The organism is Lysobacter changpingensis (assembly GCF_017308985.1).
GTDB lineage: Bacteria > Pseudomonadota > Gammaproteobacteria > Xanthomonadales > Xanthomonadaceae > Lysobacter_J > Lysobacter_J changpingensis.
The window spans coordinates 894,012-908,331 of the sequence record NZ_JADWPE010000003.1; the positions used below are offsets into that span (position 1 = coordinate 894,012).

Sequence of the window (14,320 nt, forward strand, 5' to 3'; positions counted from 1 at the left end):
TCAGCGCCTCAGTGCATCGACGGCGTAGAGCACCCACGCCAGGATCATCATGCTGCCGCCGATGGGCGCGAACCGCGTCGGCAGGCCGGCGAGCACGGCGCCGGCGAGACTGCCGGAAAACACCAGCGTGCCCAGCAGCAACAGCACGAGCGCGACGGTGCGAAACGCACGCGGCCGGCGCGGCACCAGCGCGGCGAGCGCGATGCCGTGGCCGAAGGCGAACAGCGCGGCGCTGTGCAGCCGTTGCACGTCTTCCGCCTGCGCGGCATGCGAGGCATACGCCGACAACGCGACAGCCGCCGCAGCGAGCAGCGCGCCGGCCGCGGCGATCAGCCGCGCCGACAGCGGCAGGTGGTGCGTGCTCGGGTAGAGGCCCATGCGGATCGTCCCTTTGCGTCGATGGCGCTGCGCGAAGGGAGCACGATAGCGCCTGATCGTGGCATCGCCAAACGGTCGTGCCCGCGAACGACACGGTGCTGCGGATGAACAACGCGGATCGACACGCGCAAGGCGGGCGTATTCGAACCGCCGCTTCGTCGTGGCGTCATCCGTGTTTCGGCGGCCTCGACGCTTTTCGCAGGAGCGATGCATCGGCCCAAACACAAACGCGCCGCGGAGTCCGCGGCGCGTTCGGTGAAACGTCTTCGGCGTGGGCCGGGCGTCTTACTTGACGGCCCAGAACACGTCGTAGGTTCCTTCCTCGGTGAAGCCCGCCGGGATGCCGCCGGTCCAGGCTTCGTACGGACGGTCGACCGTCTCGTAGCCGTGGGTCAGCGCCCAGCCGCGCAGTGCATCGCGCACCTTCGGCAGGTTGGCCATGTGGCCCTTGAAGCCCGGCACCATCGCCACGCGCGCCGGCTCGACGAACACGGCCTGCACCGGGCCCTCGACCTTGATGTCCAGCTTCTGCGCGCCGTCGGCGGCGCCCGTCTTCTTGACCGGCTGGGCGACGTCGAACGAATACATTTCCGAACCGAACTCGTTGGTCACGATGCGGACCGGACCGGCCGGCTCCAGGCCGTTGGCGGCCATGACCTTCTTGATCCACTCCATGTTGGAGTTGATCTGGCCCATGACCTTGTCGTTGGTGCGCTCCACCGCGGCGGTGACGACCAGCAGGTTCTCGGCCGGACGCTCGACGATCTTCGGCGCCTTGGCCGGATCGTCCTTGCTCAGCTCCGCGTAGTCGTAGTTCGGCACGGCGGCCAGCATGTTGCTCAGGCGCGACAGACCGAGCTTCATGTCCTCGCCCACGTTGCTGCTGACGTACAGGCCGGCGTAGCGGCCGATCAGGTTCCAGCCGTAGTCGACGTCGTAGGTCTGGGTGATCTCGACGTTACGACCACCGCGGCCGGTCGGCTTCAGGGTGAATTCGGTGCGCTTGTTGCGACCCGGCTCGATGTCGGTCAGCGCATAGGCGACGCGCTTGCCCGGTTCGCTGGCGGTGATTTCCCAGCTGCCCTGGCGCAGGCCCTTTTCCTGGGAGTCGTAATCCAGGCGGGCGCCGACGCCGGATTCCGGACCGGAGAGCTTCAGCTGGATGCGCGGATCGCGCAGGACGAGCGGGTTCCAGTCCTTGAAGCGCTTGAGGCTGTTGAGGCTGTCGAACACGATGGTGAGCTTGCGGTTGGTTTCAACCGAGTGCTCGAGGTGACGGCTCGACGGCAGCGCGATGCCTACGATGAGGAAAAGCGCGGCCACGATGGCCAGGGAAATCAAAATCTCGATCAGGCGGGTCATTCAGGTTTCTCCGAGGGCCGGGACCCGGTCGGACCGGGACACAGACCGGCAATCGTATCAAGGAAGCCGCGGCCGGGGCAGCTGTCCTGGGCAAGAAAAGTGGGGTCGCGAGACATGGGAGAGCAGGATCGGCACAGGGTTCGTGCCGGCCTGTCGGACCACATCGACCCGGTATTCGTTCCCGTTCCCGTGGGCCGGTGCCCGACGCTTGAGCCGGGAGCCGGTTTCCCTGCGGCAATGCCCGCTCACCTGCGAAGGCGCCTTCTCCCATCGCGGGAGAAGGCGCCTCGTGGATGCATCGGGGCGAGGTCAGACCAGTTGCAATTCGAACGCCTTCAGCACCGCGCGGGTGCGATCGCGCACGCCCAGCTTGGACAGGATGTTCGACACGTGGTTCTTGATCGTGCCCTCGGCCACGCCCAGCGAATTGGCGATTTCCTTGTTGGAAAAGCCGCCGGCCATCAGGCGCAGGATCTCGGTTTCGCGCTCGGTCAGCGGGTCGGGGCGATCGAGGCTGACGAACTCGTTGCGCACGTTTTCCAGGCCCGAGAGCAGGCGCTGGGTCACCGCCGGCTGCACCAGCGAGCCGCCTTCGGCGACGGCCTGGATCGCGCTGACCAGCTTCTCCAGCGTGACGTCCTTGAGCAGGTAGCCCTTCGCGCCCGCCTTCAGGCCGGCCAGCACCAGCTGGTCGTCGTCGAAGGTGGTCAGGATGATCGTCGGCGGCAACGTGTTGTTGCGCGCCATCGTCTGCAGCGCTTCCAGCCCCGACATCACCGGCATGCGCATGTCCATCAGCACCACGTCGGGATTGAGCTGCGGGACCAGTTCCACCGCCTGGCGGCCGTCGCCGGCTTCGCCGATTACCTCGATGCCTTCGGCCAGCGCCAGCAGGGAGCGGACACCCTGCCGGACCAGCGTCTGGTCGTCGACTATCAACACACGGATCATGCGATGGCTCCTTCGCAGGCAGCGGCAGCAGCCGCCGAGGCCGGCAGCGTCAGATGCAGGCAGAAGCCCGCACCCAGCCGGGTTTCGATCTTGAGGTCCCCGCCGTGGGCCTGCAGGCGCTCGCGCATGCCGCGCAGGCCGTTGCCGGCGACGAGATTGTCGCTTCCGTGGCCGTCGTCGCGCGCGCTCATGACGATGCAGTCCGAACGCCTTCCGGCGTTGATCCACAGGTTGCGCGCGCCGGCGTGGCGCACGGCGTTGGTGATGATTTCCTGCGTGCAGCGCAGCAGCACGTGCGCGCGCTCGGGGTCGTCCAGGGTCAGCGGCGCCTGGATGTCCATGTGGATCTCCAGCGCCGGCACGTTCTCGGCCAGCGGCAGCAGCGCGGCGGAGAGGTCGATCGCCCCACCCTCGCGCAGCTGGCTGACCGCTTCGCGCACGTCGGTCAGCAGCAGGCGCGCGAGCGTGTGCGCCTGCTGGACGTGCTCCTTCACCCGGCCCTCGGACAGATGCCCGGCGACTTCCAGGTTGAGGCTCAGCGCGGTGAGGTGGTGGCCGAGCAGGTCGTGCAGTTCGCGCGAGATGCGCGTGCGTTCGTTCACGCGCACGCTCTCGCCCAGCAGCGCGCGCGTGGCGCGCAGTTCGGCGTTGAGGCGGCGCTGCTCCTCGCGGGCTTCGGCCTGCTGGCGCGCCACCAGCGCGGTGACGAAGACCAGGCTGGAGAAGCCCATGTAGGTCACCGACTGCAGCACCGCCACCATCGGCGGGAAATCCAGCGCTTCGACGAACAGCGGGATGATCGCCACGTTGCCGCCGACCAGCAGCGCCAGGCCCCAGCGCACCGGCATGAGCCACGGCAGCAGGCCGGCGACCACCATCAGCAGGATCGAGCCCAGGCCGGTGCGCGAGAAGTAGCCCACGCCGATCGCGCAGCCGGTGAGCACCAGCAACAGGACCTTGTCGAGCGCCCCGCTGGTGCGGCCGAGCTGGCGGCTGATCCACCAGTAGATCAGCCCGAACGCGAGGTAAACCACCAGCCAGCGCAGGATCTGCAGCGCCGGCGGGCCCTCGGTGTCGGGACTCAGGATGGTCGGGTCGAACCAGACGCTGAGCAGCCACAGGCCCACCGCGCCCCAGGTGAACAGGCCCGTGTAGCGCAGCAGTCGGGTGTGATTGAGGCGGGCCAACATGCCGGCATGCTAAACGCATCAAGGGCCTGGGGAGCCGTCCGAAAGTCATGTCTGAGCGGCTACGCGCATCCTCGCACGCCTTCGGAATCGCTGCCGTGACGGGTCGCCCGGGGGAGGCAGCCATGCGATAATCGCCCGGCCCGCCGTGCCCTCGCGCCCGGCCCGATGCATCAGCTGGAGCCTGGAATGTCGATCGTCGTCCGCGACGTGCGTGAGCACGAGCTGGATTCCGTCCTTGCCCTCAACAACGCCGCCGGCCCTGCGATCCTGCCGCTGGATGCGGCCAGACTGCGTCACTTCTTCGATACCGCCGAGTACTTCCGCGTCGCCGAGCGCGACGGGGCCATCGCCGGCTTCCTGATCGGCGTGAGCAGCCATGCGGACCACGACAGCAGCAATTTCCGCTGGTTCCGCGAGCGTTACCCGGATTTCTTCTACATCGACCGCATCGTGGTGGCCAGCCGCCGTCGCGGCGGCGGCGTCGGCCGCGCCTTCTACGCCGATGCGCAGAGCTATGCCGAACTGCGCTACCCGCAGATGGCGTGCGAGGTGTTCCTGGAAGGTTCCAACGACCCCGCCCTGCTCTTCCACGGCAGTTTCGGTTTCCACGAAGTCGGCCAGCACGTGATGGACGAAGCCGACGTACGCGCGGCGATGCTCATGAAGCCGCTGTGCAGCTTCGGCTGGGTTCGCGAGACCTACGGCGACGCGCTGCCGCAGGTGCCGTGGATCACCCGTCCGCGCACGCCGGTGGCCAAGCACCGCCCGACGGGTACCGCCCTGTGAGCGCCGCGATGGACTTCGAACTGGCCGGCGAGCTCAAGATCGGCCAGGTCGGCATCGCGAACCTGCGCATCCGCACCCTCGACGTGGCCAAGCTCGTCGAAGAGATGCGCGGCCGGGTGCAGCGCGCGCCGAAGCTGTTCGCCCGCGCGGCGGTGGTGATCGATTTCGGCGGCCTCACGCGCACGCCCGACGAAGCCACCGCGCGTGCGCTGATCGACGGCCTGCGCGCGGCCGGCGTGCTGCCGGTGGCGCTCGCGTACGGCACCAGCGAGATCGAGCGCCTGTCCGAAGCGCTGGGCCTGCCGCTGCTGGCGAAGTTCCGCGCCTCGTACGAGCGCGACGAGCAGGCGCCGCAGCCGGACGCGCCGGCCCCGGCGCGCCGCGAGCCGGAGCCCGCACCGAAGGCCGCGAAGAGCGCGCCCGCGCCGGCGCCTTCGCCGACGCCCGCCGCGAACGTCGCGCCAGGCATGATCCAGTCCGCCCCCGTGCGTTCGGGCCAGCAGATCTACGCCGAGAACCGCGACCTGACCGTTCTTACAACGGTGGGCGCCGGCGCGGAGGTGATCTCCGACGGCTCGGTGCATATTTACGGGCCGTTGCGTGGTCGCGCGCTCGCAGGCGCGAAGGGCAACGAACAGGCCCGCATCTTCTGCCGCGAGTTCCATGCCGAACTCGTCGCCGTCGCGGGCCACTACAAAGTGATGGAAGAAATTCCGAAGGAACTGCGCGGCAAGGCCGTGCAGATCTGGCTCGAAGACCAACAACTAAAGATCGCGGCTCTGGATTGAGACCGCATTACCGGAGGATTCGTTAGTGGCCGAAATCATCGTAGTCACCTCGGGCAAGGGCGGCGTCGGCAAGACCACGACCAGCGCCAGCCTCGCGTGCGGCCTCGCGCGCCGCGGCCACAAGGTGGCGGTCATCGACTTCGACGTGGGCCTGCGCAACCTCGACCTGATCATGGGCTGCGAGCGTCGCGTGGTGTACGACTTCGTCAACGTCGTCAACGGCGAGGCGAACCTGAAGCAGGCGCTGATCAAGGACAAGCGTTTCGAGAACCTGTACGTGCTCGCCGCCTCGCAGACGCGCGACAAGGACGCGCTGACCAAGGAAGGCGTGCAGAAGGTGCTCGACGACCTCGTCGCCGACGGCTTCGACTACATCGTGTGCGACTCGCCGGCCGGCATCGAGAAGGGCGCCTACCTGGCCATGTACTTCGCCGACCAGGCGCTGGTCGTGGTGAACCCGGAGGTGTCTTCGGTGCGCGACTCCGACCGCATCCTCGGCCTGCTGTCGTCCAAGACGCGCCGCGCCGAGAACGGCGAGCGCATCAAGGAACACCTGCTGCTCACCCGCTACAGCCCGAACCGCGTGGAAACGGGCGAGATGCTGTCGGTCGGCGACGTCGAGGAGATCCTCGGCCTCAAGACCATCGGCGTGATCCCCGAATCGCCCGACGTGCTCAATGCGTCGAACAAGGGCGAACCGGTCATCCTGGAAACCGAGTCCAACGCGGCCCAGGCCTATGACGACGCCGTCGCGCGCCTGCTGGGCGATACCCGGCCGATGCGTTTCATCACCGCAGAGAAGAAGGGATTCTTCAGCAAGATCTTCGGAGGTTGAGGAATGGGCCTGTTCGATTTCCTGCTCGCCAAGAAGCAGACCGCCACGATCGCCAAGGACCGCCTGCGCATCATCGTCGCGCACGAGCGCGCCGGCCGCGGCGGCAGCAGCCCGGACTACCTGCCGATGCTGCAGCGCGAACTGCTCGAGGTGATCCGCAAGTACATCAATGTCGACGCCGAAGCGGTCAAGGTCGACCTGATCGGCGAAGGCGACAGCAAGGTGCTGGATATTTCGGTCGCGTTGCCGGAGAACCCGGCGCAGGCGTGAAGACGAGGAACGAGGGGCGAGGCGCGAGAAACGAGTCGTCGTTTCTCGCTTCCGCTTTCTCCAGGTTGTCGTTCCTGCTTCCATTCGTTCCTCGTTCCCAGCTCCATGCTCACGCTCGCCGACATCGACTTCGCCACCACCGCCGCACTCCTCGCCCGCTACGGCCTGGCACTGCATCGCGTGGCGGACGGCGAGCCGATCCCAGGCAGCTACTGGGGCGAATGCGAAGCGGGACTGATCGGCACCAACGTCTACGCGCGTGGCGACACGCCGGTGCATTCGCTGCTGCACGAGGCCGCGCACCTGATCGTCCTGCCGCCGGAACGTCGCGAGCAGGTGCACACCGACGCGACCGATTCCATCGAGGAAGAAGACGCCGTCTGCGTGCTGCAGGCGCTGCTCGGCGATGCCCTGCCGGGCGTCGGACGCGAACGCGTGCTCGCGGACATGGACGGCTGGGGCTACACGTTCCGGCTGGGCTCGGCGAAGGCGTATTTCGAGCGGGATTCGGACAGCGCGTGGGAATGGCTCGACGTACGCGGTCTGGCCGATTCGGCAACGCGTTCACTGGTGATGCCTGATCCCGCCCCGGTGTTGTAGCCCGGGTAAGCGAAGCGCACCCGGGATCTGTCACGCTCGACCCGGGTGCGCTTCGCTTACCCGGGCTACAAGAGCACGGTGACGCCGCGAAACAGCGCCGCGCTGCACCGCACCAAACTTCCTTCCCTTGCGCGCATCCTGCGTGGCCTCTAGCCTTCCGGAGCCGCCATCCATGGCGGGCAGTTCAATCCCGGAGAGAGCCATCATGAAACACGTACGCGCGCTGCTCGCGCTCAGCATCACCGCGGCCGTGCTCGGCCTGGGCGGTTGCAAGAAGGAACCGACCCCCGCCACCACGAGCACCGGAGCGCCTGCCGCGCCGGCCGGCGAGACCGCCGACCAGTTCATCGCCCGGGTGAACGAGGAATACCGCAGGATGTATCCGGAGATGACCGCCGCGCAGTGGCTGTCGTCCACCTACATCAACGACGACAGCCAGCTGCTGTCGGCCAAGGCCAACGAGCGCTACCTCGCCCAGCTCAACGCCTGGATCGAACAGGCCAAGCGCTTCGAAGGCCAGCAGATGTCGCCCGAGACCGCGCGCGCGATCCAGCTGCTCAAGCTCGGCACCGCGATGCCGCCGCCGAAGGATCCGGCCAAGCTCGAGGAACTCACCAAGATCGCCACGCGCATGGAAGGCATGTACGGCGCCGGCACGTACTGCACCGGCGAAGGCGACGCGAAGCAGTGCCGCCAGCTGGGCGACCTGGAAGACGTGCTGCGCAACAGCCGCGACTACGACGAACAGCTGCAGGCCTGGCAGGGCTGGCACACGATTTCCAAGCCGATGCGCCAGGACTACACGCGCTTCGTCGAACTGGTGAACCAGGGCGCGCGCGACATGGGCTTCGCCGACACCGGCGAGATGTGGCGTTCCGGCTACGACATGACGCCGGCCGAAATGGCCACCGAAACCGACCGCCTGTGGGGCCAGGTCAAGCCGCTGTACGAACAGTTGCACTGCTACGCGCGCACGCGCCTCGAGGCGAAGTACGGCGCCGATCGCGGCCACGTCGCCGGCAACATGCTGCCCGCGCACCTGATGGGCAACATGTGGCAGCAGGACTGGGGCAACCTGTGGGACATCCTGGCGCCGTATCCGAACGCCAGCGTTCCGGAAATCACCAGCGCGCTGGAATCGCAGTACCGCGCCACCCAGGAAGCGCAACTGGCGAAGAACCCGGGCAAGCGTTCGACCGCCGAACTGGCGCAGATCGAACAGGACGCCCGCCTCGCCTCGGCCAAGCTGATGACCGAGCGCGCGCAGGACTTCTACACCTCGCTGGGCATGCAGAAGCTGCCGGAGAGCTACTGGGGCCGCACGCAGTTCATCAAGCCGCGCGATCGCGACGTGGTCTGCCACGCCAGTGCGTGGGACATGAACATGTCCGGCGACGTGCGCACGAAGATGTGCATCAAGCCGAACGAGGAAGATTTCACCACGATCTACCACGAGCTCGGCCACGTCTATTACTACCTGGCCTACAACAAGCTGCCGCCGCTGTTCCAGCAGGGCGCGCACGACGGCTTCCACGAGGCCATCGGCGACACGATCGTGCTGGCGATGACGCCCAAGTACCTGCAGTCGATCGGCCTGGCCGGCGAGCAGCAGGTCAGCGAGGAAGCGCTGGTGAACGCGCAGATGCGCATGGCGCTGGCGAAGGTGGCGTTCCTGCCGTTCGGCCTGATGATCGACCGCTGGCGCTGGGGCGTGTTCGACGGCTCGATCAAGCCGGCCGACTACAACAAGGCGTGGTGGGAACTGAAGGCGAAGTACCAGGGCGTCGCGCCGTCCACCGCGCGCGGCGAGGAGTTCTTCGATCCGGGCGCGAAGTACCACGTGCCGGGCAACACGCCGTACACGCGTTACTTCCTCTCGCACGTGCTGCAGTTCCAGTTCTACAAGGCGCTGTGCGACGCGTCGGGCCACCAGGGTCCGCTGTACGAGTGCAGCTTCTACGGCAGCAAGGAAGCCGGCGCGCGCTTCCAGGCGATGCTGAGCAAGGGTGCGAGCCAGCCGTGGCAGAAGACGCTGAAGGAACTCACCGGCGGCGAGAAGATGGACGCCTCGGCGGTGCTGGAATACTTCGGCCCGCTGCAGACGTGGTTGAAGCAGCAGAACGAAGGCAAGACCTGCGGCTGGCAGGCCGACGCCACGCCGGCGCCCGCCGCTCCGGCGACGCCGGCGGCGGAAACGCCAAAGCCGGCGACGCAGGGCTGATACGCGCTCGCCTGGTTCGTGGATGAAGGAAAGGCCGGCGAATGCCGGCCTTTCTTTTTGCTGCGCGACACGCCGATCGACGCGCCGCGCGACACGCCCGATCAGAGCGTGATGGGATGTTGCCTTCCCTGTTCTCCGTGTTCGCCGGAACGACGATTTCCGGAACCGCCAGCCCGGCAAGGCTAATGTTACAAATGAAACCATTCGCGGGAACAGGTCGTGCCAGGCGGGTTCGTCGGAACATCTGGCAACCCACCCGAACCGCGACTTTGCCCTGCACGCGCGGTAGGCTGCCCTGATGAATCGTCCGGACCTGCTCGACCCCGCCGCGCTTTCCAGCCAACCGCTCGATCGCGCCACCGCCCTGCCCGCCCGCTTCTACGCGGATGCGGCGATGGCGGCGCTGGATCGGCGGGCGATCTTCGACGCGGGCTGGCAGCTGCTCGCGCACGTGTGCCAGTTGAAGGACGCAGGCGATCACGTGGTCGGCGACTTCGCCGGCCTGCCGGTGATCGCCGTGCGCGGTGCGGATGGCGCGATCCGCGTGTTCCACAACGTCTGCCGCCATCGCGCCGGTCCGATCGCCAGCTGCGACGGCCTCGCCGCCAGATCGCTGCGTTGCCGCTATCACGGCTGGACGTACACGCTCGACGGCGTGCTGCGCTCCGCACCCGAGATGGGCACCGCGCCCGATTTCGTGCCCGGCGACATCCGCCTTCCGCAGCTCGCCGTGCGCGTGTGGCAGGGGATGGTGTTCGCGGCCGTCGACGAAGCGCGCGCGCCGGACTTCGATGCGTTCGTCGAGGGCATCGACGCGCGCCTCGGCGCGAACCGCCACCTGGAACGCTACGGCCACCATCGCCGCGTGGGCTACGACGTCGCGTGCAACTGGAAGGTCTACGTCGACAACTACCTCGAGGGCTACCACGTCCCGCACATCCATCCGGGATTGAACAAGCTGCTCGATTACCGCAGCTACATCACCGAGACCGCGCAGTGGTATTCGTACCAGTTCAGTCCGCTGGAGAGCGGCGAAGGCCTCTACGGCGACGGCGACGCGCTGTACTACTGGCTGTGGCCGAACACGATGCTCAACATCCTGCCCGGCCGCCTGCAGACCAACCGCGTCGTGCCCAAGGGCGTGGACCGTTGCCGCGTGGAGTTCGACTTCTATTACGCGGTGGACGAAAGCGACGAAGCACACCAGCGCCGCGAAGCCGATCGCGATTTCAGCGACGAAGTGCAGTTGGAAGACCTGACGATCTGCGAGGACGTGCAGCGCGGGCTCGCGTCGGGCTCGTACGAACCGGGGCGGCTGAATCCGCTGCGCGAGAACGCGGTGCATCATTTCCATGAGCTGCTGCGGGCGGTGTATCGGGCCGATGCTTCCTAGCCGTCATTCCCGCGAAGGCGGAATCCAGCCGTGAGTGCATCACGCTCTCCGGAAGGCAGGATCATCCCGGACAGATGGATCCCCGCCTTCGCGGCGATGGCGGCTCAAGAGCGACGCCCGCACCGGTAATCTCCGCACCCTCGACAACGATCCCACCCAATGACGCCCAACCGCCCCCTTGGCTTCTGGTCCGCCACCGCGCTCGTGGTCGGCAGCATGATCGGCTCCGGCGCGTTCCTGTTGCCGGCGGCGCTGGCGCCGTTCGGTGCGGCGAGCCTGCTTGGCTGGGGCATCACGCTGGCCGGCGCGATGCTGCTGGCGATCACCTTCGCGCGACTGGCGACGCGCTGGCCCCAGACCGGCGGGCCGTACGTGTTCGCGCGCAATGCGTTCGGCGACGTGCCGGGGTTCGTGATCGCGTGGAGCTACTGGATCTCGATCTGGTGCGCCACGGCGGCGATCGCGGTCGCCTTCGCCGGCAGCGTCGGCGCGATCTTCCCTGCGCTCACCGCCACGCCGCTGCGCGCGGCGGCGTGCGCGCTGGGCGCGTTGTGGCTGTGCAGCGGCGTGAACCTGATCGGCCTGCGCGAAGCGGGCCGGCTGCAGCTGGTCACCACTGCGCTGAAGCTGCTGCCGCTGCTGCTGTTCGGGCTGGTCGCGCTGTGGTTCGTCGATGCGAAGCACTACACGCCGTTCAACCCGACCGCCGATTCGCTGCCGAAGGTCGCCAACGCGGCCGTGGCGCTCACATTGTGGGCGATGCTCGGGCTGGAAGCAGCGACCGTGCCCGCCGGCTCCACCGAGAACGCGCAATCCACGGTGCCGCGCGCGACGGTGCTGGGCACATTGCTGGCCGGCGTGGCGACGATCCTCGCCTGCACCGCCGTGCTCGGGCTGCTGCCGCGCGACGTGCTGGCGCAGTCGCAGGCGCCGATGGCCGAAGCCGCGCGTGCGCTGTGGGGCCCGGCGGCGGGCGTGACGCTCGCGGTGGTCATGGCGATCTCCTGCTTCGGCGCGCTCAACGGCTGGATCCTGCTGTCGGCGCAGCTGCCGCTCGCCGCGGCTCGCGACGGCATGTTCCCGGCGCCGTTCACCAAACTCGACAAGGGCGGCACGCCGGTGGTCGGCGTGATCGTCAGCAGCCTGCTCGCCAGCGCGCTGGTCGCGGCGAACTACAGCCGCTCGCTGGTGCAGGTGTTCACCTTCTCGATCCTGCTCTCCACCGCCGCCACGCTGTTGCCGTACGTGGTGAGCAGCGCCGCGTGGCTGGTGCGCGGCACCGGTGCGGTGAGCCGCGCCATCGCCGCGCTCGCGCTGGCGTACAGCCTCTACGCGCTGTCCGGCATCGGCACCGAAGCGCTCGCGTGGGGCGCGGTGCTGATCCTTTCGGGCCTGCCGCTGTATGCGTGGATGCGGCGTCGCCGCGTCGCGACGCAGCCCTGACTAGAGCGTTTCCCCGGGCACGGCCGACGCCGCGCCGCGGCCGTCGCGCATCCGCGACACACGCGCTTCCCAGCGCCAGAAGCCGTACGCGACGGCCAGGAACGCGATGGAGGTCGCGACCAGCCACAGCGTGTGGTCGCTGATCCACGGCGATAGCACGCCGGCGATCACCGCGTTGAGCACCAGGCTCGTGAACGCCTGCAACGACGACGCCGAGCCGCGCTGGCGCGGGTACATGTCGAGGATCGCGAGCGTGACGATCGGGAACACCAGCGCGATGCCGAACGCGTTGAGCATCATCGGCAGCACCGCCCACGGCACGACGGGCACGTCGGTCCACAGGTTGTAGCCGAGGTTCAGCGCCATCGCGATGGCCGAGCACGCGAAGCCGATCGACACCAGCTTCGCGCCGCTGATCTTCCCCGCGCTGCGTCCGGACACGAACGCGCCCAGGATCATGCCGCTGATCATCGGCACGAAGAACCAGCCGAACTGGCGTTCGTTGAGCTTGAGGATGTCCAGCACGAACGCCGGCGCCGAGGCGATGTACACCCACAACGCGGCGAAGTTGAACGCGCTGGCCGCGGCCAGGCGCTGGAAGCGCGGGTTGATCACGATGGCCGCGTAATCGCGCAGCAGGCGGCGCGGGCCGAGCGGCAGGCGCGCGTCGGCCGGATGCGTTTCCGGCAGCATGCGCCAGGTCGCCACCAGCAGCACGACCGAGAACGCCACCAGGAACCAGAAGATCGCCGGCCAGTGCGCGACGCCGAGGATCCAGCCGCCGATCACCGGCGCCAGCGCGGGGGCGACACCGAAGATCATCGACACCTGGCTCATCAGGCGTTGCGCGTCGTCGCCGTGCAGCACGTCGCGGATCACCGCGCGGCCGACGATCAGGCCGACGCCGGACGAGAGCCCCTGCAACGCGCGGAACGCCAGCAGTGTCGGCAGATCCTTCGACAGCGCGCAGCCGACCGAAGCGATGGCGAACACGATCAATCCGCCGAGGATCACGCGCCGGCGACCGATCGCGTCCGACAGCGGTCCGTGCACGATGCTCATCACCGCGTAGGCGATGAGGTAGACGCTGATCGTCTGCTGCATCGCCAGCTTGTCGGCGCCGAACTGCGCGCCGATGGCCGGAAACGCAGGAAAGATCGTGTCGATCGAGAACGGCCCGAACATCGCCAGCCCACCGAGCAGCAGGGCGAGGCGGCGGACGGGGATGGACAGCGTGGCGGGTTGTGCGGGCATCGGCTCGGGTTGGTTTCGATTCTGCGAACACGGACGCGCCTGCGCCCGGCGCGATTGATCGTCAGGCGTCGGGCGGACCTTTCAGCTCCACGAGGTTGCCTTCGGGGTCGTACAGGTATTGCGACGGGCCCTCGCCTTGCGCGCCGTAGCGCGAGCCGAACTCCGCGACGCGCACGCCGTGCGCGGTGAGGTGCGCGACGATCGCATCCACGTCGAACGGTTCGGCACGCAGGCAGAGGTGGTCCATGTTGTGGCCTTCGCGTCCCGGCGCGGCACCGCCCTTGCGGCCCAGCGTGCCGTCCACGTCGACCAGGTCGATCAGGCTGGCGCCGGCGCGGAGCTGGATCAGGCCGATGGCCTCCTGCCGGCGTTCGACCGTGCAGCCCAGCACGTCGCAGTAGAACGCCACCATCCCGGCGACGTCGCGGACCCGCAGCACGACGTGGTCGATCTGCTGCAACTGGAAGGGCGGTGTCGGCATCGGCGGCATCCTGCGAACGGGCGCACAGGATACCAATGGCGATGGCGCTGGCGCCGAACGCCTGCACCTGCGAGCCGATGGCCACGGCCTGCACGCCGTTGGAGACCACGTTCTGGCCGATGGCCACGCTGTCCACTTCCGCCGCGTTGGCGACGTTGCCGATCGCGGTCGCGCGGTCCTTCATGGCCCGGGCTTCCAGGCCGGCAGCCAGCGAATCCGCACCCGAAGCCGTCGCACCGCCCTTGATGGTCTCGCCAGACTTGATCAGGTCGGTAGAAGGCAAGCCGGCGCCAAGCATGGCGGAGGACTTCAGCATGCCGCCGCTCTGGACCGTCGAAGCCGCGTTGACCGCCTCGGCGAACTTCGCC

14 protein-coding genes and 1 pseudogene are annotated in these 14,320 nt (G+C 68.0%); 8 read left to right on the plus strand and 7 right to left on the minus strand.

Annotation, left to right across the window (positions count from 1 at the left end; genetic code table 11):
- The 4 genes from I4U41_RS11045 to I4U41_RS11060 all read right to left on the minus strand — a co-directional run bounded on the left by I4U41_RS11045 (position 1) and on the right by I4U41_RS11060 (position 3,881).
- A complete protein-coding gene (locus I4U41_RS11045; RefSeq protein ID WP_206861165.1) occupies positions 1-378 on the minus strand; it encodes a DUF423 domain-containing protein in 378 nt (125 codons plus the stop codon).
- A 285-nt stretch (positions 379-663) separates the two neighbouring features.
- Positions 664-1,740, minus strand: coding sequence for a polyketide cyclase (locus I4U41_RS11050; RefSeq protein WP_206861166.1), 1,077 nt, complete (start codon positions 1,738-1,740; stop codon positions 664-666).
- Positions 1,741-2,049: 309 nt separating this feature from the next.
- A complete protein-coding gene (locus I4U41_RS11055) occupies positions 2,050-2,691 on the minus strand; it encodes a response regulator (RefSeq protein WP_206861167.1) in 642 nt (213 codons plus the stop codon).
- Entirely contained in the window at positions 2,688-3,881 is a 1,194-nt protein-coding gene (locus I4U41_RS11060) for a sensor histidine kinase (protein WP_206861168.1), read from the minus strand. Before I4U41_RS11060 ends, I4U41_RS11055 begins: the two co-directional genes overlap by 4 nt.
- A 186-nt stretch (positions 3,882-4,067) precedes the next feature.
- On the opposite strand from I4U41_RS11060, the gene I4U41_RS11065 reads away from it, so the two are divergent.
- From I4U41_RS11065 to I4U41_RS11100, 8 genes are all read left to right on the plus strand, one after another.
- Positions 4,068-4,667, plus strand: coding sequence for a GNAT family N-acetyltransferase (locus tag I4U41_RS11065; protein WP_206861169.1), 600 nt, complete (start codon positions 4,068-4,070; stop codon positions 4,665-4,667).
- Between the two features lie 8 nt (positions 4,668-4,675).
- Positions 4,676-5,455 carry a septum site-determining protein MinC gene (minC, locus tag I4U41_RS11070; protein WP_206861628.1) on the plus strand — a complete coding sequence of 260 codons (780 nt, stop codon included), beginning with the start codon at positions 4,676-4,678 and terminating at the stop codon, positions 5,453-5,455.
- A 25-nt stretch (positions 5,456-5,480) separates the two neighbouring features.
- A complete protein-coding gene (gene minD / locus I4U41_RS11075; protein WP_206861170.1) occupies positions 5,481-6,290 on the plus strand; it encodes a septum site-determining protein MinD in 810 nt (269 codons plus the stop codon).
- Between the two features lie 3 nt (positions 6,291-6,293).
- Positions 6,294-6,560 carry a cell division topological specificity factor MinE gene (gene minE, locus I4U41_RS11080; protein ID WP_206861171.1) on the plus strand — a complete coding sequence of 89 codons (267 nt, stop codon included), beginning with the start codon at positions 6,294-6,296 and terminating at the stop codon, positions 6,558-6,560.
- A gap of 105 nt (positions 6,561-6,665) precedes the next feature.
- Positions 6,666-7,160: a hypothetical protein gene (locus I4U41_RS11085; RefSeq protein WP_206861172.1), complete on the plus strand. Its 495-nt coding sequence runs from the start codon at positions 6,666-6,668 to the stop codon at positions 7,158-7,160.
- 205 nt (positions 7,161-7,365) lie between these two features.
- Positions 7,366-9,381, plus strand: a complete 2,016-nt coding sequence (locus tag I4U41_RS11090; RefSeq protein ID WP_206861173.1) for a M2 family metallopeptidase — start codon at positions 7,366-7,368, stop codon at positions 9,379-9,381.
- Between the two features lie 298 nt (positions 9,382-9,679).
- Positions 9,680-10,774, plus strand: a complete 1,095-nt coding sequence (locus tag I4U41_RS11095) for an aromatic ring-hydroxylating oxygenase subunit alpha (protein WP_206861174.1) — start codon at positions 9,680-9,682, stop codon at positions 10,772-10,774.
- 159 nt (positions 10,775-10,933) lie between these two features.
- On the plus strand, positions 10,934-12,217 hold the full coding sequence (locus I4U41_RS11100; RefSeq protein WP_206861175.1) for an amino acid permease: 1,284 nt from the start codon (positions 10,934-10,936) through the stop codon (positions 12,215-12,217).
- Here I4U41_RS11100 and I4U41_RS11105 read toward each other — a convergent pair whose 3' ends face one another.
- The 3 genes and pseudogenes from I4U41_RS11105 to I4U41_RS18655 form a co-directional block, all read right to left on the minus strand.
- Entirely contained in the window at positions 12,218-13,471 is a 1,254-nt protein-coding gene (locus tag I4U41_RS11105; protein ID WP_206861176.1) for a multidrug effflux MFS transporter, read from the minus strand.
- A gap of 61 nt (positions 13,472-13,532) precedes the next feature.
- Positions 13,533-13,952, minus strand: a complete 420-nt coding sequence (locus tag I4U41_RS11110) for a VOC family protein (protein WP_206861177.1) — start codon at positions 13,950-13,952, stop codon at positions 13,533-13,535.
- A gap of 115 nt (positions 13,953-14,067) precedes the next feature.
- Positions 14,068-14,268, minus strand: a pseudogene (locus I4U41_RS18655) (hypothetical protein); the annotation flags it as partial.
- Positions 14,269-14,320 lie beyond the last annotated feature (52 nt).

Excerpts from the sequence above, each read along its gene's own strand:
- I4U41_RS11045 (WP_206861165.1), bottom strand. The coding sequence starts at position 378 with ATGGGCCTCTACCCGAGCACGCACCACCTGCCGCTGTCGGCGCGGCTG.
- I4U41_RS11050 (WP_206861166.1), bottom strand. The coding sequence starts at position 1,740 with ATGACCCGCCTGATCGAGATTTTGATTTCCCTGGCCATCGTGGCCGCG.
- I4U41_RS11055 (WP_206861167.1), bottom strand. The coding sequence starts at position 2,691 with ATGATCCGTGTGTTGATAGTCGACGACCAGACGCTGGTCCGGCAGGGT.
- I4U41_RS11060 (WP_206861168.1), bottom strand. The coding sequence starts at position 3,881 with ATGTTGGCCCGCCTCAATCACACCCGACTGCTGCGCTACACGGGCCTG.
- I4U41_RS11065 (WP_206861169.1), top strand. The coding sequence starts at position 4,068 with ATGTCGATCGTCGTCCGCGACGTGCGTGAGCACGAGCTGGATTCCGTC.
- minC (WP_206861628.1), top strand. The coding sequence starts at position 4,676 with ATGGACTTCGAACTGGCCGGCGAGCTCAAGATCGGCCAGGTCGGCATC.
- minE (WP_206861171.1), top strand. The coding sequence starts at position 6,294 with ATGGGCCTGTTCGATTTCCTGCTCGCCAAGAAGCAGACCGCCACGATC.
- I4U41_RS11085 (WP_206861172.1), top strand. The coding sequence starts at position 6,666 with ATGCTCACGCTCGCCGACATCGACTTCGCCACCACCGCCGCACTCCTC.
- I4U41_RS11090 (WP_206861173.1), top strand. The coding sequence starts at position 7,366 with ATGAAACACGTACGCGCGCTGCTCGCGCTCAGCATCACCGCGGCCGTG.
- I4U41_RS11095 (WP_206861174.1), top strand. The coding sequence starts at position 9,680 with ATGAATCGTCCGGACCTGCTCGACCCCGCCGCGCTTTCCAGCCAACCG.
- I4U41_RS11100 (WP_206861175.1), top strand. The coding sequence starts at position 10,934 with ATGACGCCCAACCGCCCCCTTGGCTTCTGGTCCGCCACCGCGCTCGTG.
- I4U41_RS11105 (WP_206861176.1), bottom strand. The coding sequence starts at position 13,471 with ATGCCCGCACAACCCGCCACGCTGTCCATCCCCGTCCGCCGCCTCGCC.
- I4U41_RS11110 (WP_206861177.1), bottom strand. The coding sequence starts at position 13,952 with ATGCCGACACCGCCCTTCCAGTTGCAGCAGATCGACCACGTCGTGCTG.